This window comes from Xylanimonas oleitrophica, from assembly GCF_003244315.1.
In the GTDB taxonomy this organism is placed as follows: Bacteria; Actinomycetota; Actinomycetes; order Actinomycetales; family Cellulomonadaceae; genus Xylanimonas_A; species Xylanimonas_A oleitrophica.
This window is the reverse complement of sequence record NZ_QKWH01000006.1, coordinates 1-20,581: the sequence shown is the minus strand read 5'-3', so window position 1 is coordinate 20,581 and position 20,581 is coordinate 1. Positions and strand designations below refer to the sequence as shown.

Here is a 20,581-nt window from a genome sequence, read left to right as displayed (position 1 = left end):
GACCCGCCCGAGTGTTCCCTCTCGTGTGCTTCGACGTCCAGCGAGACTACCGCCGGTGTCGTGTACTCGCCGGACGTGGCGCGATCCGTCATCCGCCGGCGGGGTCGGTGACGTCGGCAGCGCGGGCACCGAGCACGGCGACCAGCTCGTCGCCGTCGAGCGTGGCGCCGACGCCGTGGCCGCCCGCGCCGATCGACACCGGCCCCGCGCCCACCACCCGCTCGTCGGCCACGACGGGCCAGGGCCGCAGCGACCCGAACGGCGTGATGGTGCCCCGCTCGTAGCCCGTGACCTGCCGGGCCACGTCCTTGTCCGGCAGCGACAACCGCGAGACGCCCAGGAGGGCGCGCAGCCGCGGCCACGAGATCTGCCGGTCTCCGGGGACGAGCACGAACAGGTAGTCGTCGTCACCGCGGCGCACCACGATCGTCTTGACCAGCCGTCCGGGGGCGACGCCGCGCGCCGCGGCCGCCTCCTCCAGCGAGCGCACCGGTCCGTGCCGGGTGATCTCGAAGGCCGCCCCCGACTCCTGCAGAGCACGCAGGGCGCGCTCCTCGGGACCGGGCGTGCCGCTCGGCTGCTCACTCACCGCCGACCTCCCGCACCGTCTCCGCCAGCACGAGCTCCTCGTACTCGGTCACCTCGGTGCGCCAGTACTCGGCCCCGTCACGGGTGCGCTGCACGAGGCCGAGGTCGACCATCGCCCGCCGCACGCCCACCGGGTCGTCCGCGAGCGCCGCCAGCCGCAGGGTCAGCTCCCGCTCCCCCACTGTCTCCAGCAGCACGGGAAGCGCCACGGTGGCGAGGTAGCGGGTCACGGCACGCTTGTCCCGCCAGCGCCGGGGCATCGACTCGAGCCGACCGCCGCGCAGGAACCGGCGCGGGTCGCCGGCGGCGGGAGCGCCTGCAGGGCGCTGCGCCGCGGGGTGGTTCGTCACCGGCAGGTCACTCCTCGTCCCGGGCAGGCAGCAGCACCGTCACCGTCGAGCCCGCGGGGACCTTCTCGCCAGGAGCACGGGTCTTCAGGCGCGGCTCCTCGACCTCGCCCGACCGCTCGATCACCAGCACCAGGCCGGCGGCCTCGAACGCGGCGCGGACGTCGGCCTCGCTCCGCCCGGCCACGCCGGGCACCTCGACCGTGGGCGCGGGGGCCGGCTCGTCACCGGGCTCGTCGCTCGGCTCGTCGGACGGGGTGGGTGTCGGCGACGGGCTGGAGGTCGGCTCGTCCGACGGCGTGGCAGTCGGCTCGTCCGAGGGCTCTGGGGTCGGCTCGTCCGACGGCGTGGGCGTCGGGCTCGGCGACGGGCTCGGCGACGGTGCGGGGGCGGACGGCGACGGGCTCGGCGTCGGGGACGTCGGGCTCGGGCTGGGGCTCGGCGTCGGCCGCGGGGCGGGCGTCGGGGTCCCGCTCGGCGTCGGCGTCGGGGTGCCCGACGGCGCGGGCCGCGGCGCGCCCGGGGTCGGCGTCGTGGTCGGCGGCACCGACGGGGGGCCCACGGGCGGCGCGGCGGGAACCGGCGGGCCTGCGGGCTCCCCGGCCGGGGCGGCGGCGTCCGGCGCCGCGGCGGGCGGCGGGAACGCCGGCTCGGCCGTCACCAGGGGCGAGCGGGCAGGATCCTTGGAGCCCCACGCGATGTCGGACGGCGAGAGCGCCCGGTGCGGCACGGGACCCGAGGCGAAGAACTCGAAGTGCCACGGTTCCGGCTTGCTCCCGTCGAGCCGTGCCCACGCCGGGTTGTCCCACCCGTAGTCAGGCCCGTGGAGGCGCAGCCAGCGGTACTCGGGGGACAGCCCCGTGCTGATCGGCGCCCCGAGGTCGACGGCGAGTCCCCACCCGTGGTTCGAGTAGCCGGGGGTCGCGGCCAGCACCGGCTTGGCGGCCTTGAGGCGGATCTGCGACTCGAGCGTCCGGTAGGAGTCGGTGATCGGGATCGACCTGCCGAACTCGGCACGGAACGCCTCGTTGAGCGCGATCAGCCGCTCGGCCGCGTCGCAGCGCAGCTTGTGCCCGGCGGCGAACGGCAGCGCGCACAGCACGTCGTCGGGGATCATGCCGTTGCTGTAGCCCGCGGTGGACTGCCCGTACCGGGCGACGACGTCGCGCAGCGCCCGGGTCAGCGGGGTGTCGGCCACCAGCGCACCGCCAGGGACGGTGACCGAGACGCCGAAGGCGTTGGCCGGGTCGAGCAGCTCGGCGAGGCGCATCGCGGCGACGACGACGTCCTCGAACGTCACCTCGTCGCGCTCGTGGTCATGGGCGTGGTCGTGCCCGTCCTCGGCCGCGCCCTCCTCGGGGGCGGGGGCATCGGTGCCGTCGGCCGGCTCGGCTCCCTCCGGGGCGACGCCGTCGGGGACCGGGCCGTCAGCGGCCACGCCGTCGGGGGCTGCCCCGGGTCCGGTGGGCGCACCGTCGGCCGGCTCGCCGGCCGCAGGAGGCACAGCGGGCTCGGCTGCCGCAGCCGGCTCGGCGGGCTGGGCCGCCCCTGCGGCGCCGTCGTCGGCGCCCGCCTGCTCCCCGTCCGCGCCGTCGACCACCGGTTCCACCGCTGCCGCGTCCAGGCCGTCCGGCTCTGCCAGGTCGCCGAGGTAGTCCAGGTCGTCCTCGTGAGCGACGTCCTGCGGCACGCTCACGGCGTCGCTCACCGGCGGCACCGGTGCTGCCCCCTCCGGCAGCGCCTCGGGGTGCTGTGCCAGGTAGGCGGTGAGCAGCATGCCGAGCTCCGCCGCCGCCTGCCTGATCTCCGGGGTGAGGGGCCGGCCGGACTCCTGGGCGTCCCGCTCCGCGCGCTCCAGCAGCGCGAAGATCTGCTCCAGGGTGGCCGGGTCCGCGTCCGTGACGGCGCCGACCCGCGCGATCGTGACCTCCTGGCCGACGACCCCGGGCACCTGCACCGCCGCCGGCTGGGCCGGACCGGGCAACAGGTGGGGCGACCCGCTCGCCGCCGCCGTCGAGAGCACGCCGGCACCGAGCACGCACACGGCTGACGCCGCACCGGCTCGTCGCAGCGCACGGCGGGCTCGGCTCGCCGGGCGAGCCGTCTGCGTCTCCTCGCTGGGCACTGTGCTCACGAATCAGACCTTCCGGACAGGGACCGGGGGACCCGCGCATCCTTGCACGCAACGGTGGCCGAGGAGTGAACCGGCACCGGCTTCCACTGTGCGGTGATCCGCGGACCTTCGCCACTCCCGGGCGCAGAGGTTCATCGGCCCGCCACCCGCGGTCCACACGGGTGGCCGCCGCACCACGGCGGCATGACGGGGGCCACCAGGCCGGACGCTCGGTGCCCGGCCTGGTGGCCCTCGTCGTGCGGGTCAGCGGGCCGTCGCGGGCTCCGGCTCCGCAGGGGCCTGCGACGCACCCCGCTCACCGGCTGCGTCGGCTGCGTCGGTGCCGGCCGGCACCGCCTGCTCCGCCGACTCGTCGTCACCGAACAGGTCCTCCGCCGAGGCGCTGCGGTACTTGGCGACGTCGAGGATGCCCTCCCGCTTGGCGACGATGGTGGGGACCAGCACCTGCCCCGCCACGTTCACCGCGGTGCGGCCCATGTCCAGGATCGGGTCGATCGCCAGCAGCAGGCCCACGCCGGCGAGCGGCAGGCCCACCGTGGACAGCGTGAGGGTCAGCATGACCACGGCGCCCGTGAGCCCGGCGGTCGCCGCGGAACCCACCACGGACACGAACGCGATGAGCAGGTAGTCGGTCACCGACAGGTCGATGCCGAAGATCTGCGCCACGAAGATCGCGGAGACGGCGGGGTAGATGGAGGCGCAGCCGTCCATCTTGGTGGTCGCGCCCAGCGGCACGGCGAACGACGCGTACTCGCGGGGCACGCCGAGGTTCCGCTCGGTCACGCGCTGGGTGACGGGCAGGGTGCCGATCGAGGACCGGGACACGAAGGCGAGCTGGATCGCTGGCCACGCCCCGCGGAAGTACGACAGCACCGACAGGCCGTGGGCACGCAGCAGCACCGGGTAGACGACGAACAGCACGATGGCCAGGCCCACGTAGACCGCCACGGCGAACCAGGCGAGCGAGCCGAGCGACGACCAGCCGTAGTCCACGATGGCGGTGCCGACGAGGCCGAGGGTGCCCAGCGGGGCCAGGCGGATGATCCACCACAGCACCTTCTGCACGATCGCCAGCGCGGAGCGGTTGAACGCCAGGAAGGCGTCGGCCTTGTCGCCCGACTTCAGCGCGGCGATGCCGATCACGAGCGCGACGACGAGGATCTGCAGCACGTTGAAGCTGATGCTCGTGCTGGCCACCGGGAGCGCGCCCTCGGCGCCGTCCTCGAGACGGGTCGAGGCGCCCAGGCCGAGCACGTTGGCGGGGATGAGGCCCTGGAGGAAGTCGAGCCACGTGCCGGTGCGGCTGGGCTCGTAGGCGTCGTCGAGGGAGACGCCCGTGTTGGTGCCGGGGCGGAACAGCAGGCCCAGGCCGATGCCGATCACCACGGTGATCGCTGCCGTGACGGCGAACCACAGGAGGGTCTGGCCGGCCAGGCGGGCGGCGTTGGTGACGGACCGCAGGTTCGCGATGGACGCGACGATCGCCGTGAAGATCAGCGGCGGGACGACGGCGCGCAGCAGCGTCACGAACGAGGAGCCGATCGTGGCCAGGGTGGTGGTCAGCCCGTTGGGCGTCTCACCGTCGGCCTGCGGGCCGATGGCGAGGGCGGCCCAGCCGAGCAGCACGCCGAGCACCAGGCCCAGCACGACCTGCACGGAGAACGACGGCAGGCGCAGGCGGCGCGGAGGCCGGGCGGGATCGGTGCCGGGGATCCCGGCGGGGGACGTAGGAGATGACGCAGAGGACACGGTTCTTCCTTTCGAGGGCGCCGGAGGGCGCGTGAGGGCGACGAGCCAGGGGCGAGGGTCGGGGTGGGCACCCGTCCTGCACGACGCACCGGCGCCGTCCGACCGCGCCGTCCGACCGCACCGTCCGACCGGCCCGTGCGCGGACCCGGCCCAGAGGAGGGCCGAGGTCCGGACGCGCGGGTGGACGACGCGGTGGACGACGCGGGGAGCGGCGCGGACGCGGCCGGAGGGCCGCACGCGGCTCACCGCCGGCGGCGGTGGGTGCGGCAGCCGGCGCTCAGCGCGACAGGAGGGGTTGCCTCAGGGCGCCCGTCGACGGCGACGGGGCGGAGGAAGGGTCAGCGACACAGCGCGCTGGCGACCCGGCGAAGGTCGACGTCGCGGCGCGCGGTGAGCAGGCACGTGAAGCTGACGGACATGGTGAGCCGGAGGTTACTACCTCCGTACCCAGCGAGTACAGGCCAGCCCTAGCCGTCTCACAGAAAGCCACGTAGGCTCGAGGTTCGCTCTAGTACCGGGCGTCGTCCCACCAGCCTTGGGGACCCCCTTTGATGAGCGCTCTCTCCCACCCTCTCCCTCCGCACCCGCGCGCCTACGGCGTCGTCGCGAACACCGACAGCTTGACGTTCACCGGCGAGCTCGACGCCGCCGCCCTGCACCACTGCGACGAGCACGTGGACGGCATGGTCCCGGCCCACGAGCCCGTGGTGGACCTGGCCGGGGTGACCTTCTTCGACGTGGCCGGGCTGCGGCTGCTGCTCCGGCTCGACGGGGCGGCGCGGGGCGGGATCCGGCTGCGGCTGCCACCGCCGTGCGTCCGCCTCGTGCTGGAGCTGTGCGACCTCGGAGGCCGATTCCGCACCGCGAGCGCCGCGTAGCCCGGTCACGCAGCCCAGTCACGCAGCCCGGTCAGTCCGGGTCGCTCGGGTCGAGCGGCAGGTGGTGGTCCAGGTTGACGACGCCGCGGCGCCAGTAGCCCGAGACGGTGAGCTGCTCGGCCGGGGTGCCGAGCTCCCGGCGCAGGTAGCGGCGCACGGGCACGAGCGCCCCGGCCTCCCCCAGCGCGACGAGGTGCTCGCCGTCCTCGAGGCCACCGAGAGATCGCACGGCCTCCTCGATCTGCCCCGGCCCGTCGGTCCGGTAGAGGATCTCGACCGAGGCGTGGCCGAGCTCGGCCTCCACGAACGCCTCGTCGACGTCGTCGCCGATCTCCACGATCGCGGTGACGGGCACGCCCGGGCCGACGGCGGCCACCCAGCGCGCGGCGGCGGGCAGGCCGGTCTCGTCGACGGCGAGGGTGAGACGGGACAGTCCATCGGGCAGCCCGACGCTGCCGCGCGGTCCGGCGAGCACCACCTCGTCCCCCGCCTGCGCCCGAGCGGCCCACGCGGAGGCGGGGCCCTCGTCGCCGTGCAGCACCCAGTCGACGTCCACCTCGGCGACGCCGCCGGAGGTGCGGGTGGCGCGCACGGTGTAGTCCCGGGAGACGGAGACGCCGTCCGCGGGGCGCTGGAGGCCGCCGTCGGGGGCGACCCACGGCGCGTGCAGCTCGCCCGTGGCCGGGTCCGGGAGGAACACCTTGACGTGGTCCTCGGGGCCGGGCGCCCGGAGCGCGGCGAGCGACGTCGGCGCTGCCGGGTCCGCGCCGTCGACGTCACGGAACGTGATGCGGCGCAGGGAACCGGAGAGCTCCTGGACGGCGTGCACGCGCACGCGGCGGGGGACCAGGTCGAGGCGGGTGCGGGGGCGGGGCTGCACCCCTCGATTCCACCACGCCCCGCGGGGACCCGGGGCGTGCCCGCCGGCACCCCCGGCGCGGACCTGGGGACGGACGCAGGCACGGACCGGACCGCCAGGCGCAGGCCGAGCGCGAACAGCGAGGAATCCCCTTGCGTCTCTTGCGAGAATGGACGGTCGTGAGCACCTCCCCCTCCTCCTCCACGCCCGCCGCCGACGGCGGTGCCTCGCGCGAGCGCGGCACCCGGCCCGCCGCGGCACCCGGCGGGGAGGCACGGCTGGGCGGCGAGGCGGTGCGCGAGGGCGGCCAGCGCCGTCGTCGGGGGAACCGCGGCCGGGGGCGGCGCGACGACGCCCGCCCGGACGCTCCGCGCGAGCAGCGCGGCGACCAGCGGGGCCAGGACCGGCAGCGTGGCCCCCGGCGGGTCTCCCGCGAGCACCTGGAGCGGCTGGCGGCGGCGCGGGCCGCCGTCGTCGTGCCCCCGATCACCTACCCGGAGCAGCTGCCGGTCAGCGCCCGGCGCGAGGACATCGCGCGGGCGATCGCGGAGAACCAGGTCGTGGTCGTCGCGGGCGAGACGGGCTCGGGCAAGACGACACAGCTGCCGAAGATCTTGCTCGACCTGGGGCGGGGCCGTGCCGGGCAGATCGGGCACACGCAGCCGCGGCGCATCGCGGCCCGCTCGGTGGCCGAGCGCATCGCGGAGGAGCTCCAGAGCCCGCTCGGCGAGATCGTGGGCTACCAGGTGCGGTTCACCGACCAGTCGAGCGAGCAGACGCTCGTCAAGGTCATGACCGACGGCATCCTGCTGGCGCAGATCCAGCGCGACCCGGACCTGCTGGCGTACGACACCATCGTGATCGACGAGGCGCACGAGCGGTCCCTCAACATCGACTTCCTGCTCGGCTACCTGTCACGGCTGCTGCCGCGCCGCCCGGACCTCAAGGTGATCATCACCTCCGCGACGATCGACTCGGAGCGGTTCGCGGCGCACTTCTCGCCCTCCTCCTTGGAGCGTTGGGCCGGAGCACAGCGGACGGTGGGGGCCGAGCGCAGCGAGGCAGCCGCCGGGAGCGCAGCGCAGGACCAGAGCGACCCCAGGGACCGTGCGCGTTGGGCCGGAGCACAGCGGACGGTGGGGGCCGAGCGCAGCGAGGCAGCCGCCGGGAGCGCAGCGCAGGACCAGAGCGACCCCAGGGACCGTGCGCCCGTGGTGGAGGTCTCGGGGCGCACCTACCCGGTCGAGATCCGGTACCGGCCCCTCTCCCCCGACGTGGACCCCGACTCGGGGCTCCGCAAGGGCAAGGGCGAGGAGAAGGACCTCGTCACGGGCATCGTCGAGGCGTGCGACGAGCTGATGGCCGTGGGCCCCGGGGACATCCTCGTGTTCCTCTCCGGCGAGCGCGAGATCCACGACGCCATGGACGCGCTCGAGGGCCACCTCGGCGAGCGCACGCGGGACGCGAGGCGCCCGGACCACGTGGAGATCCTGCCGCTGTACTCGCGTCTCTCGGCGGCCGAGCAGCACCGGGTGTTCTCCGCGCACCCGGGCCGGCGCATCGTGCTGTCCACCAACGTGGCCGAGACGTCGCTGACCGTGCCCGGCATCCACTACGTGGTGGACACGGGTCTGGCGCGCATCTCGCGCTACTCCAAGGCCACCAAGGTGCAGCGGCTGCCCATCGAGCCGATCTCCCAGGCGAGCGCCAACCAGCGCTCGGGGCGCTCGGGGCGCGTGGCGAACGGCGTCGCGATCCGCCTGTACTCGCAGGAGGACTTCGAGAACCGGCCCGAGTACACCGAGCCGGAGATCCTGCGGACCTCGCTGGCGTCGGTGCTGCTGCAGATGATCTCCGTGGGCGTGGTGGAGACGCCCGACGACGTGGCGCGGTTCCCGTTCGTGGAGCCGCCGGACACGCGGGCGGTGCGCGACGGCGTGACGCTGCTGCGCGAGCTCGGTGCCCTCGAGACCGTCCCCGAACCGGCGCAGGGCGCTGCGGGCGCCGCTTCTGGCACCACGGCTTCTGGCACCACGGCGGGCGCGACGACGACGCGGCTCACCGCCGTCGGGCGCACCCTCGCCCAGCTCCCCATGGACCCCCGCCTGGCCCGGATGATCATCGAGGGCTCCCGGCTGGGGGTGGCCCGTGAGGTGGCGATCATCGCGGCAGCGCTCTCGGTGCAGGACCCGCGCGAGCGCCCGGCCGAGGTGCGCGAGCGGGCCGACCAGCTCCACGCGCGGTTCGTGGACCCGACGTCGGACTTCCTCTCCTACCTGAACCTGTGGGAGTACGTGCGCGAGCAGCAGCACGAGCTGAGCAGCTCGGCGTTCCGCCGCCTGTGCAAGGCCGAGCACCTGAACTTCCTGCGCGTGCGCGAGTGGCAGGACGTCGTGGCGCAGCTGCGGCAGATGTCCGGCGAGCTGGGCATCGACATGTCGTACAAGGCCCGCGCCCCGCGCACCCTCGTGTCAGAGGCGGCGCAGGGTTCTGCGGGCGCTGGTCCTGACACGGGCACGGGCACGAGCACCGCTGGTGACCAGCCGGTGCGTGGCGAGCTGCGCCGCGAGTGGGACGGCGAGACGGTGCACCGCGCCCTGCTCGCGGGCCTGCTCTCGCAGATCGGCATGCAGGACACGGGCGAGATCAAGGCGTCCTCGGTGGCCCACCTCAAGGGCGAGGCCCGTGCCCGCGCGCTGCGCCAGGCCGCCAAGCGGGCCCGCAACGAGTACCTGGGTGCCCGTGGGGCCCGGTTCGCGATCTTCCCCGGGTCGCCGCTGAGCAAGAAGCCGCCGGCCTGGATCATGGCGGGCGAGCTGGTGGAGACCTCCCGCCTGTGGGCCCGGGACGTGGCGCGCATCCAGCCGGAGTGGGCCGAGGAGCTGGCCGGCGACCTGGCCCGGCGCACCTACTCCGACCCGCACTGGTCCACCAAGCAGGGCGCCGCGATGGCCACCGAGAAGGTGCTGCTGTACGGCGTGCCCATCGTCAGCGACCGGCCGGTGCTGTTCGCCAAGGTGGACCCGGAGGCCGCGCGGGAGATGTTCATCCGCCACGCCCTGGTGCAGGGCGAGTGGACCACCCACCACCCGTTCTTCGCGGAGAACCGGCGGCTGCTGGAGGAGGCCGAGCAGGTCGAGGCGCGCTCGCGCCAGCGCGGCCTGGTGGCCTCGGAGGACGACCTGTTCGCCTTCTACGACGAGCGCATCCCCTCGTCCGTGGTCAGCGCCCGGCACTTCGACCGCTGGTGGTCCAAGGCCCGGCACGACCAGCCGGACCTGCTCACCTTCCGCCTCGAGGACCTCGTGGACGTCGAGGCCGTGGACCCCTCCGAGTTCCCCGAGGCGTGGACGCAGGGCGAGGTCACGCTGCCCCTGACGTACCAGTTCCGGCCAGGGCAGGACGCCGACGGCGTCACCGTGCACGTGCCGCTCTCGGTGCTGCCCCGCCTCTCCCCCGCGGGCTTCGACTGGATGGTCCCCGGGCTCCTGGAGGAGCTGTGCGTGGCCACGATCCGCTCGCTGCCCAAGGCGGTGCGCGTGCAGCTCGTCCCGGCGCCCGACGTCGGCCGCGAGGTCGCCGCGTGGCTGCGGGAGAACACTCCGACGTGGGAGGACATGACGCGGGCCGGGGACATGGCGGAGCCGTTCCACGCCGCGTTCTCGCGTGCGGTGCGACGCCTGCGCGACGTCGTGGTGCCCGACGACGTGTGGGACGCCGAGCGCGTGGAGCGGCTGCCCGCCCACCTGCGCGTGACGTTCCGGGTGGAGGACGTGGCAGGCACGACGACGTCGGGTGGCCGCGGCAGGGGCCGCGCGCGGGGTGGTCGTGCTGCGGGGCCGGTGGTGCTCGACGAGTCCAAGGACCTGCTGTCGCTGCAGCGCCGCCTGGCCCCGCAGGCCGAGGCCGCCGTGCGCGCGGCGGTCAAGGGCGCCGTCGGCGTCGCGCTGGAGGAGGCGCGTGCTGCGGCTGCGCGACCGGGCGCGGACGCCGACGGTGCACCAGGTCGCGGTGGCGGCAAGGGGCCCGGCGTGGGCACGGCCCCGCCGGGTGCGCAAGCGCCGGTCGGGCCCGCTGTCGCCGAGCGCACCGGGCTGACCACCTGGCCCGAGGACCTGCCCGACGGCACCCTGCCCCATGCCGTCTCCACCGACCTCGGTGGCGGCGTCGTCGTGCGCGGCTACCCGGCGCTGGTCGAGGAGCCGGGTCCGCGCCACGAGCCCACGGTGGCGCTGCGCATCCTGGCGGACGCCGCCGAGCAGCCCCCGACGCACGCGCGAGGGGTGCGGCGGCTGCTGCTGTCGGAGACGGCGCTGGCGGCCGGCCGGGTCACCTCCCGGTGGACGGGCAAGCAGGCGCTGACGCTCGCGGCCAGCCCGTACCGGAGCACCGACGCGCTGGCGGGAGACCTGCAGCTCGCCGCTGTCGTGGCGCTGACCAGCGGGGACACCGACCTCGCGCCGGGCACGCCCGCCGGCCCAGATGCTGTACAGATCCGCAGCGCTGAGACGTACAAGGCGGCGAAGGAGCACGTGCGCCGGCACCTGGAGGACGAGACGTACCGTGTCGCCGGGCACGTCGTCGCCGCCCTCGCCGCCTGGCGCACGCTGGAGGGCGAGGTCCGCGCCACCTCGTCGCTCGCCCTGCTCAACACGCTCCAGGACGTCCGCGACCACGCCGCCACGCTCGTCCACGACGGCTTCGTCACCGCCACACCACCGCGGCGCCTGCCCCACCTGGTGCGCTACCTGCGCGCGGCGTCGTACCGGCTCGAGAAGGCGCAGAGCAACCCGCACCGCGACGCCGAGCTCGCCTGGCGCGTGCACGACGTCGAGGAGGCGTACGCCAAGGCGCGAGCCACCTACGCCGCCGGCCCCGCCGACCCGGCACGGGCCGCCGAGCTCGCCGAGGTGCGGTGGATGATCGAGGAGCTGCGGGTCTCCCTGTTCGCGCAGCAGCTCGGCACCGACGGGCCCGTCAGCGAGAAGCGGATCCGCAAGATCCTCTCCCCCAGCGGCTGGTAGCGGGGTGTCGGCGTCCCGCGCGACGCCGGCACCCCCACGCTCCGGGACCAGCTCACAGGGACGAGACTCGGGGAACCACCGCTCGCGATCAGGGGCGGATCAGGGCGCCACCGGATATCGCCCGCCGGGGCGCGACGGCGAGCCTGGAGAGCATGAGCACCGAGAACCCGATCCCCCAGTCCTCCGGCCCGCACCCGGGCTACGGCCAGCCGCACCCCCAGTACGCACCCCCGGCCGCCAAGCCGCGCAGGCCGTTCTTCCGCCCGGCCGACGGGCGCATGATCGGCGGCGTGTGCGCCGCCGTCGCCGACTACTTCGGCTGGGACCGCACCGCGGTGCGGCTGCTGACCGTGGCCTCGGTGTTCCTTCCCGGCCCCCAGGTGATCGCCTACCTGGTGCTGTGGGCCGCGGTGCCGGACGAGCACAAGTTCTGGTCCCGCAACCCCGTGGTCCCGCCCGCCCCGCCGGCCTGAGGCCGCGCTACCGTCGAGCGGTGCGGATCTCCACAGAGCTCGGCGACATCACCCGGGTGGACGCGGACGCGATCGTCAACGCCTCGAACTCCTCCCTGCTGGGCGGGGGCGGGGTGGACGGGGCGATCCACGCCGCCGCCGGGCCACGCCTGCTCGAGGCGTGCAGGGAGCTGCGGCGCACCTCCCTGCCGGGCGGCCTGCCCGTGGGGGACGCCGTCGCCACGCCGGGCTTCGACCTGCCGGCACGCTGGGTGATCCACACCGTGGGCCCGAACCGCCACGCCGGCGAGACGGACCCGGCCCTGCTGGCGTCGTGCTTCGCGCGCTCGCTCGACGTCGCGGCCGAGCTCGGCGCGCGCAGCGTCGCCTTCCCCGCGGTGAGTGCGGGGGTGTACGGCTGGGCACCCGACGACGTCGCCTCTGTGGCGGTGCGGGCGGTACGCGCATGGTCCGCGGCTCCGGGGGCGGACGACGTCGAGGACGTCCGGTTCGTCCTGTTCGGCGAGCCGCTGCTCGCGGCGTTCACCCGGGCTCTCGCCGAGGGCTGACCCCGGCCTCGGGCTCGGTGGCCCCCCTGCGGCCACCGAGGCAGCGCCGCAGCGCTGGGGACAAGAGTGCAGGTCAGCGCGTCGCTCGGGGAGAGGTAGGTGTGGCGAGAGTCCGACATGGCGAATAATCGTCACCATGCTGAGCGCGCTCGGGCTCCCCGTCGGGGACGACGACGAGGCGGTGCTGCGCGCCGTCGTGATGCTCGACCCCGCGACCGCCGACGACGTCGCGGCCCGCCTCTCCCAGGACGTCGACCTCGTCCGTGCAGCCCTCGGGCGGCTGGAGGCCGCCGGGCTCGTCCAGCCCGCACGCGACCGCCTCACCTGGAGCCCCGCACCGCCCGAGCTGGTGCTCTCCCCGCTCCTCGAGCATTCCCGCGACCGGCTCCGCCAGGCCGAGACGCACGTGGCCGACCTCGTGGACCTCTACCACCGCGAGCGCGCCTCTCGGGCCGGCGTCGAGCGCGTCGAGCTGGTGGAAGGGCTGGAGGCACAGGCTCACCGGCTGGTGGAGCTCGAGGCGAGCGCCCGGCGCACGGTGCGGGCGTTCCAGTCCGGAGCGAACCGGGCGGTGCCCGTGAGCACCACGTTCGACCCGGCAGACGCGGCGGAGCAGCCCCGCGTGGCCGGCACCCCGTCGCAGGAGAGGACCGGCACCGGGCCGCGGACAGCACCCGCCGGAGCCACCGACGCGCCCGGCTCCCGTGAGGTCCCCGTCGCGTCCGTGCGCACCCGCACGCGGCCCGGCGTCGCCTACCGGATCGTGGTGGACAGCGCGTTCCTCGCCGAGCCCGCCGCGGTGACGGCCCTGGAGCGGCGGATGGCCGAGGGGGCGGAGATCCGCGTGGTGGACGAGCGCCTGGTCAAGCTCGCGATCGCCGACGACGAGGTGGCGCTCGTGCAGCTCTCCCCGCACCTCGCGGTGCTGCTGCGCCGACCGTTGCTGCTCCTGGCGGACGAGCTGTTCGAGAGCGTGTGGCGCACCGCCCGCCCGTACCTGGCCGCCACCTCGACGCTCGCCGCGCAGGACCGCCTGATCCTCCAGCTCATGCTCTCGGGCCTGACCGACGCCGCGATGGCCGCGCAGGTGGGCACCTCCGCGCGCACGGTGCAGCGGCGGCTGCGTGCCCTGATGGACCGCGCGGGCGTCTCGACCCGCACCCAGCTCGGATCCCACGCCGCCCGGCACGGCTGGGTCTGACGCCGCCCGGCACTGCTCCGCCGTGCCCCTGGCCCCGGACCCTGCCCCCGCCACGGGCCGGGCGCTCGAGTCCCCAGGGTGGGGGGCCGCGGCAGCACGATGTCGGCCGTTGCGGGCAGGCTGGACCCATGACGGAGACGACCACCCCCGCCGCGGTGCCCGACGACGCCGCACCGGCACCAGAGCCGGGTCGCCGCTGCTTCGGTGACGGCGACCCCCTCTACGAGGCGTACCACGACACCGAGTGGGGGATACCCGTCCACGGGGAGGCTCCGCTGCTGGAGCGGATCGCCCTCGAGGGGTTCCAGTCGGGGCTCGCCTGGATCACCGTGCTGCGCAAGCGTGACGCGTTCCGGGAGGTCTTCGAGGGGTTCGAGCCGGAGCGGGTCGCTGCGTTCGGCGAGGGCGACGTCGCCCGGCTCATGGGTGACGCCCGGATCATCCGCAACCGCATGAAGATCGAGGCCACGATCTCCAACGCCCGTGCCGTGCTGGCGCTGCACGCCGACGGCCGCACGCTCGACGAGCTGGTCTGGTCGTTCGCCCCCGACCCTCGGCCGGGCGGCAACCCGTCCACGTGGGAGCAGGTGCCGGCCACGTCCCCCGAGTCGGTCGCGATGGCCAAGACGTTGAAGAAGCTGGGTTTCCGGTTCTTCGGCCCGACGACGGCGTACGCGGCCATGCAGGCGTGCGGGCTGGTGGACGATCACCTGAGCACCTGCCCGGTCACTCTCGGGAGGTCTTCGAGCAACCTGGCCTGAGCACCGGTCGCGGGGGTGCGAGTCACCCGGCGGCGAGCGACGGTGAAGCATGCGAGTCGTCGTCGTGGGAGCCACCGGGAACGCGGGAACGGCGCTGCTGCGCGCTCTCGTCGCCGAGCCGAAGGTCACGTCGGTGGTCGGGGTGGCGAGGCGGCTGCCCGACCGCACGGCCGAGCCGTACAAGGACGCCGAGTGGGTGGTCGCGGACGTCGCGTCGTACCAGCCGGACGGGCCCGCCACCGCTCGGCTGGCCGAGGCCTTCGAGGGCGCGGACGCCGTGGTGCACCTGGCCTGGCTCATCCAGCCCAACCGCGAGCGCGAGCTGTTGCGGCGCACCAACGTGGACGGCACCCGGCGGGTGGCGGAGGCGGTGCTGCGGGCCGGGGTGCCGCACCTGGTCGTGGCCTCGTCGATCGGTGCGTACTCCCGTGTGGAGGACGACGAGCCGCGCACGGAGGACTGGCCCACGGACGGCATCCCCACGTCCCACTACGCGGTGGACAAGGCGGCGCAGGAGCGCGTCCTGGACGAGGTGGAGCGTGCTCACCCCGGTCTGACGGTCACGCGTGTGCGGCCGGGGCTCGTGTTCCAGGGCGACGCCGCGCAGGAGATCGTCCGTTACTTCCTCGGCCCCGCCGTGCCCGTCCGGCTGCTCACCCAGGGACGGCCACCGTTCCTGCCGCTGCCCCGAGGGCTGCGCGTGCAGGCCGTGCACGCCGACGACCTGGCCGACGCCTACCGGCGCATCGTCCTGGAACGCGCGGGCGGTGCGTTCAACGTGGCCGCCGACGACCTGCTGCGCGGCCAGGACCTGGCCCACATCGTCGACCACGGGCGGCTCGTGGAGCTGCCGCCGCCCGCCGTCCGCGCGGCCCTGGCCCTCGCGTACCAGGCGCGGGCGGTGCGCCCGGACCCCGGGTGGGTCGACATGGCCATGTCGGTGCCGGTCATGGACACCCGCCGCATCCGCGACGAGCTGGGCTGGCGGCCGGCGCACACCGCGGCCGCCGCGGTCCAGGAGCTGCTGGCCGCGATGGGCAGGGGCAGCGGTCAGCGCACCGCCCCGTTGCGCCCCGCGCTGCCACGGCCGGCGGGCGACGCCGTCATGCAGGTACGACGGCTGCGCGACACCCCGGGCATCCCGCCGGACATCGACCGCGATCTTCTCGGCCTCTACCTCTCCGACCACCTCACGGGCGCGACCGCCGGCCTGCAACGGCTGGAGCGCATGTCGCAGACGTACGAGGAGGTGCCGTTCCAGGCGGAGCTCGCCGAGCTGGTGGAGCAGCTGCGCGCCGAGCGCGAGATGTACCGCGACATGCTGGGGCTGCTGGGCGTCCGCCGGCGGCCGTACCGCCAGGCGGCGGCCTGGGTGGGTGAGCGGGTGGGCCGCCTCAAGCTCAACGGACGGGCGCTCGAGGGGTCTCCCATGACCGCGGTGCTCGAGACGGAGCTGATGCGGGCCGCCGTCCTGGGCAAGATCGGCGGCTGGCAGACGCTCGAGGAGCACGCCGAGCAGCTGGGACTCGATCCCGCACAGTTCCGGGAGCTGATCGACCTCGCCCGGTCCCAGATCGAGGTGCTCGATCGCGTGCACGCGCACGTGCGCGCGGCCGCGTTCCGGGCGGACGCCGAGCACGGCGGAGGCGAGGGTAGGTCGGAGCAGCTGTCGCAGGACGCCGGGGCGAGCGGCACGGACGCCTGACGGCAGACGGTCGCGAGACGATCGCGGGGGTGCCCCGGCACCAGCCGGGGCACCCCCGCGTTCCGCAGCTCCGGCACCGGTCGCGGCGCCGTCGGCGTGCGTCAGCCGTGGTTGGTGGCGGAGCCCTCACGGCGCGGCCAGAGCGCGATGACGAGACCCACGACGGCGCTCAGCACGTGCAGCACGTTGTCGGCACCGTTGATGTTGAGGATGTTGGCGTCGGGGTTGTTGACCACGATCAGGCCGTAGATGAACGCCGCACCGTAGCCGATGGCGAGGATCCAGCCGTAGGTGCGGGCCCCGCTGGGCGTGCGCCAGAGCGTCACGCCGAGCACGCCGATGAGGATGTGCACGATGTTGTGCAGCGGGTTGATCGCGAAGCCCATCAGCGTCTGCGAGTGGTCGTGCTCGGTGAAGCCGTCGAACCCGGTGACGGCGAACCCGGCGAGGCCCACCAGCAGGTAGACGACGCCGACGACGAGGGCGATCCACTGGTGCGGCCACCGACGGGTCGTGTTCGTCGTGGCGTGGCTGGGGCTGGTCGGGACGGTCATGAGGTTCCTCCTGGGTGCACGGCAGGAGGGCGTAGCGCCTGGTCCTGCCGCCGACGCGCCGCTTCTGGACACCCGCTCACCCTCGGTCCGGCCGGGTCCACCCGCACGTCAGGGCGCCACCCGGCGCCCCGGAGCGGCTGCTCTGGCGCGTGCCGGAGCGGGGAGCGCGCCCGGTCTGCGGAGTATTCCCGGTTCCGCGCCCAGGGGAACCGACCACCAGTTCTCCCCGGACCGTTGCGCGAGGCACCCCCTGCGGGCGGATGATCCGATCATGAAGCTCGGTGCCCACCTGATGCGTTTCGACTCCGTCGAGCCCGCCGCCCTGCGCCAGGAGCTGGCCGACACCGCGTCCTACGCCGAGGAGGCCGGCCTCGGCTGGATCTCGGTCATGGACCACTACTGGCAGATGATGCGCGCCGGCTTCCCGGCGTCGGACCCGATGCTCGAGGCGTACACGACCCTCGGGTTCCTCGCGGGCCATACCGAGACGGTGCAGCTCGGCACCCTCGTGACCGGGGTGACGTACCGCTACCCCGGCCTGCTGGCCAAGATCGTGGCCACGCTGGACGTGCTCTCGGGCGGCCGCGCCACCTACGGCATCGGTGCGGCCTGGTATGAGGAGGAGCACGCCGGCCTGGGCGTCCCGTTCCCGCCGCTGCGCGACCGGTTCGAGATGCTCGAGGAGGCCGTGCTGATCGCCCGGCAGATGTACGACCCGGAGAACGACGGACCGTTCGAGGGCAAGCACTACCGGCTGGCCGAGACCCTCAACCGGCCGCAGCCGCTGAGCAGGCCGGAGATCATGATCGGCGGCTCGGGCGAGAAGAAGACCCTGCGCCTGGTCGCCCAGCACGCCGACGCCTGCAACCTGTTCGCCTCCGACCCGGACACCCTGCGCCACAAGCTCGACGTGCTCAGGGCGCACTGCGACGACGTGGGCCGCGACTTCTCCGAGATCCGTGTGACCACCCTGAGCGACGGCGCGCGGCTGCTGCAGGGCGACGTCGACGGGTTCGTCGAGCAGGTGCGCCCGCTGGCGGAGCTCGGCGTCGACACCGTGATCCTGGCTCCGCCGGAGACGTCGCCGGCCGCGTGGGTGCGTGACGCCGTCGCACCGGCCGTGGAGCGCGTGCGCGAGCTCTGAGCGACGTCGTGGTGCAGCGACGCGCGAGGCTCCGGCCTTGATGCCAGGGTGGGGCCGTGCCCGAACCCACCGCTCCCCCACGTCAGGAGACCCAGCGACCGCACCTGGCCGCCGTCGTCGAGGACCGCGTGCTCGACGTGGCCGGCCGCACGCTGCGACGGTGGGCGGGCTGGCTGCCCCGTGTCGAGGCCTACACCGGGTACGGCAGCCCGCACCGCGTGCGCGTGCTCGCCCGCGTGCTGCTGTCACCGCACCGCCGGGGCGGCGGGCCGCGCGAGCCCGCACGGCGCGGGTTCCGCAGCTACCTGACCGTGCCGGCGCCGGGCGAGCGGGTCGTGGTCACCGTGGGCGGCACGAGCGTCGAGACGGTCGCCGACCGGGCCGGCTACGTCGACGTCGAGGTGGACCTGCCCGACGACGCCGCGCTGCCGCCCGGCTGGCAGCGGGCCGCGCTGCGGGCCGTCGGCCCCGACGACGCCGCGCGGGGCGAGCTCCCGAGGCGCGGCGAGGCGCCCGCCGGCGCCCCGGGCGGTGTACGGGACGGCGTCCAGGCTGCGGGGACCCAGACCGCGACGGTCGCCGGCAAGGACGCCTCCGACGCCACTGCGCCCGTGCTCGTGGTCGGTGACGACGTGCGTCTCGGCGTGGTGAGCGACATCGACGACACCGCGATGATCACCGCGGTGCCGCGGCTGCTGGTGGCGGCGTGGAACACGCTCGTGGTGCCGACGGCGACGCGCCGCCCCGTGCACGGCATGCCCCGGCTCTACCGGCGCCTCGCCGAGGCCCACCAGGACGCGCCGTTCGTCTACCTGTCCTCCGGCGCGTGGAACACGGCCCGCACCCTGCGCCGCTTCCTCGCCCGCCACGCGTTCCCGCCCGGGCCGCTGCTCCTCACGGACTTCGGCCCCACCAAGACGGGCTGGTTCCGCAGCGGGCCGGAGCACAAGACGACGTCGCTGGCGCGGCTCATGGACACGTTCCCGCACGTGCGGTGGGTGCTGGTGGGCGACGACGGCCAGCACGACCCGGAGGTCTACTCCGCCGCGGTGGACGAGCGGCCGGGCCAGGTGGCCGCGGTCGCCATCCGCACGCTCACACCCGCAGAGCGGGTGCTGAGCTCGGGAACCGCGAACCCGGCCCGGCGGCCGGACGGCGGCACGGTGAACGGTGTGCCCGTCGTCGTCGGCCCGGACGGGGACGCCCTGGCGGCACGGCTGGAAGGGGTGCCCGGACTGCTCGGCCCCGGGTGAGCGGGGACCGCGGCGGACTCTCGGCAGGCGGGGCCGGGCGCCGGCTCAGCGGGAGGCGAGCTCCTGACCGCTCATGCGGTGGATCGAGGCCATGACCTGGTCGGTCAGCTCACGGCGCGCCTGCGCGGGGCGCACCCCGGCGGTCAGCTGGCGCGTCGGGTTGATGGGGGCGCCGAAGTGCACCTGGACGCCGCGGTAGATGCGGGGCAGGCGGCGGCCCACGGGCTGCACCTTGTCCGTGCCGCGCAGGGCCACGGGCACCACGGGTGCGTGACCGGCGAGGGCCAGCCAGGCGACGCCGGTGTGCCCGGGGTGGAGCTTGCCGTCGCGCGAGCGGGTGCCCTCGGGGTAGATGCCGAACGCACCGCCGTTCTTGAGCACCACGAGCGCGTCCTCGAGCGAGCGCTGCCCGGCGCGCGGGTCGCCGCGGTCCACGGGGATGTGGCCCATGGTGGTGAAGAACCAGCGGGAGATGCGGCCCTTGATCCCGTGGCCGGTGAAGTACTCGGCCTTGGCGATGAACGTGACCTGGCGGGGCACCACCAGCGGGATGATCACCGAGTCGATGAACGACAGGTGGTTGCTGGCGAGGATCACCGGCCCGCGGCGCGGCACGTTGTGCAGCCCGGTCACCTGCGGCCGCAGCAGGACGTACGCCACGAGCGACAGGATCAGGCGGAGCAGGCGGTAGGTCACCGGGACATTGTGCCCCGTCCCACGAGCGGGGTGACACCCCCTGCGAGCCGGCCCGGCGCGCGTACCGGGTCCAGGAAGCGGCAGGCCCCGCCCGGCGGTCCGCCGGGCGGGGCCCCTGCTCGCCGTGCTGGCGTCAGGCCACGGTGACCAGGTAGTCGTCGGCGTCGTCGTCCCACGTGAGCACGACGGCGCCCGCGGCCTCCGCGGCCCGGCAGAACTGCAGGAACCCGCGGAAGCCGAGCGCCTTCTCCGAGAAGTCGGGGCGGCGCTTGCGCAGGCGGTTCTTGAGCCCGGAGAGCGCCACGGGCCCGTCGGCCTCGGTGACGACGTCGCGCACGAGGGCGAACGTCTGGTCGGAGTCGCCCTGCGCGGGCAGGGACACCTCGGGGTCGCCGGCAGCGGGGCCCTGGGCCAGCTCGACGAACCCACGGTCGGCGAGGAAGCGGAGGAACTCGCCGAACGTGCGGAAACCGTAGTCCGCCTCGGAGAAGGTGGGGTCCTTGCGCACCAGGGTCCGCTTGAGCATGGACGCGGTGACGGCCCCGCTGGTGGAGGACTGGAGGTTGGCGAGGGTCTGGGCCACCTGCACCTCCAGGGGCGGCTGCTCGCCGTCGCCGTCGGTGTCGCCGACGGCGAGGTCGAGCTCGCCGACGGCCTCGGCCGCGGC

At 74.8% G+C, this 20,581-nt stretch carries 17 protein-coding genes; 9 read left to right on the top strand and 8 right to left on the bottom strand.

The genetic code is table 11. The features are described from left to right. Nucleotides 1–88: 88 nt before the first annotated feature. The 4 genes from DNL40_RS09595 to DNL40_RS09580 all read right to left on the bottom strand — a co-directional run bounded on the left by DNL40_RS09595 (nt 89) and on the right by DNL40_RS09580 (nt 4,818). The gene (locus DNL40_RS09595; protein WP_111251034.1) at nt 89–589 is read right to left on the bottom strand and encodes an aminoacyl-tRNA deacylase; all 501 of its coding nucleotides are present in this window, start codon (nt 587–589) and stop codon (nt 89–91) included. Further along, nucleotides 582–938 (bottom strand): DUF2087 domain-containing protein, encoded by a 357-nt coding sequence (locus DNL40_RS09590; RefSeq protein ID WP_245885821.1) that lies wholly within the window; start codon nt 936–938, stop codon nt 582–584. The genes DNL40_RS09595 and DNL40_RS09590 overlap by 8 nt, the downstream gene beginning before the upstream one ends. Before the next feature lie 7 nt (nt 939–945). Beyond that, nucleotides 946–3,069, bottom strand: coding sequence for a D-alanyl-D-alanine carboxypeptidase family protein (locus DNL40_RS09585; protein ID WP_146252063.1), 2,124 nt, complete (start codon nt 3,067–3,069; stop codon nt 946–948). Between the two features lie 243 nt (nt 3,070–3,312). Then, complete coding sequence (locus DNL40_RS09580) at nt 3,313–4,818, bottom strand: dicarboxylate/amino acid:cation symporter (RefSeq protein ID WP_425450772.1); 1,506 nt, start codon at nt 4,816–4,818, stop codon at nt 3,313–3,315. A 551-nt stretch (nt 4,819–5,369) separates the two neighbouring features. Here DNL40_RS09580 and DNL40_RS09570 point away from each other — a divergent pair. Then, complete coding sequence (locus DNL40_RS09570; protein WP_111251031.1) at nt 5,370–5,696, top strand: STAS domain-containing protein; 327 nt, start codon at nt 5,370–5,372, stop codon at nt 5,694–5,696. A 31-nt stretch (nt 5,697–5,727) separates the two neighbouring features. Here DNL40_RS09570 and DNL40_RS09565 read toward each other — a convergent pair whose 3' ends face one another. Continuing rightward, entirely contained in the window at nt 5,728–6,576 is an 849-nt protein-coding gene (locus DNL40_RS09565; RefSeq protein ID WP_111251030.1) for a siderophore-interacting protein, read from the bottom strand. 158 nt (nt 6,577–6,734) lie between these two features. Here DNL40_RS09565 and DNL40_RS09560 point away from each other — a divergent pair, with 158 nt between their 5' ends. From DNL40_RS09560 to DNL40_RS09535, 6 genes are all read left to right on the top strand, one after another. Beyond that, nucleotides 6,735–11,579 (top strand): DUF3418 domain-containing protein, encoded by a 4,845-nt coding sequence (locus DNL40_RS09560; RefSeq protein WP_425450771.1) that lies wholly within the window; start codon nt 6,735–6,737, stop codon nt 11,577–11,579. Nucleotides 11,580–11,731: 152 nt separating this feature from the next. Continuing rightward, a complete protein-coding gene (locus DNL40_RS16755; RefSeq protein WP_111251029.1) occupies nt 11,732–12,052 on the top strand; it encodes a PspC domain-containing protein in 321 nt (106 codons plus the stop codon). A gap of 20 nt (nt 12,053–12,072) precedes the next feature. Next, the gene (locus tag DNL40_RS09550; protein WP_111251028.1) at nt 12,073–12,600 is read left to right on the top strand and encodes an O-acetyl-ADP-ribose deacetylase; all 528 of its coding nucleotides are present in this window, start codon (nt 12,073–12,075) and stop codon (nt 12,598–12,600) included. Nucleotides 12,601–12,736: 136 nt separating this feature from the next. Next, a complete protein-coding gene (locus DNL40_RS09545) occupies nt 12,737–13,801 on the top strand; it encodes a helix-turn-helix domain-containing protein (RefSeq protein WP_218926032.1) in 1,065 nt (354 codons plus the stop codon). A 128-nt stretch (nt 13,802–13,929) separates the two neighbouring features. Continuing rightward, a complete protein-coding gene (locus DNL40_RS09540; RefSeq protein WP_111251027.1) occupies nt 13,930–14,562 on the top strand; it encodes a DNA-3-methyladenine glycosylase I in 633 nt (210 codons plus the stop codon). A 49-nt stretch (nt 14,563–14,611) separates the two neighbouring features. Continuing rightward, entirely contained in the window at nt 14,612–16,267 is a 1,656-nt protein-coding gene (locus DNL40_RS09535; protein WP_111251026.1) for an NAD-dependent epimerase/dehydratase family protein, read from the top strand. 101 nt (nt 16,268–16,368) lie between these two features. Here DNL40_RS09535 and DNL40_RS09530 read toward each other — a convergent pair whose 3' ends face one another. Continuing rightward, complete coding sequence (locus DNL40_RS09530) at nt 16,369–16,821, bottom strand: DUF4383 domain-containing protein (RefSeq protein WP_111251025.1); 453 nt, start codon at nt 16,819–16,821, stop codon at nt 16,369–16,371. A gap of 271 nt (nt 16,822–17,092) precedes the next feature. On the opposite strand from DNL40_RS09530, the gene DNL40_RS09525 reads away from it, so the two are divergent. Further along, nucleotides 17,093–17,965, top strand: coding sequence for an LLM class F420-dependent oxidoreductase (locus DNL40_RS09525; RefSeq protein ID WP_111251024.1), 873 nt, complete (start codon nt 17,093–17,095; stop codon nt 17,963–17,965). A gap of 56 nt (nt 17,966–18,021) precedes the next feature. Then, nucleotides 18,022–19,218 carry an App1 family protein phosphatidate phosphatase gene (locus DNL40_RS16750; protein ID WP_245885820.1) on the top strand — a complete coding sequence of 399 codons (1,197 nt, stop codon included), beginning with the start codon at nt 18,022–18,024 and terminating at the stop codon, nt 19,216–19,218. A gap of 45 nt (nt 19,219–19,263) precedes the next feature. On the opposite strand, the gene DNL40_RS09515 is transcribed toward DNL40_RS16750, so the two are convergent. After that, nucleotides 19,264–19,914 carry a lysophospholipid acyltransferase family protein gene (locus DNL40_RS09515; RefSeq protein WP_111251023.1) on the bottom strand — a complete coding sequence of 217 codons (651 nt, stop codon included), beginning with the start codon at nt 19,912–19,914 and terminating at the stop codon, nt 19,264–19,266. Between the two features lie 133 nt (nt 19,915–20,047). Continuing rightward, nucleotides 20,048–20,581, bottom strand: a 534-nt coding sequence (locus DNL40_RS09510; protein WP_281268454.1) for an OST-HTH/LOTUS domain-containing protein, incomplete at its 5' end; no start/stop codon positions are given.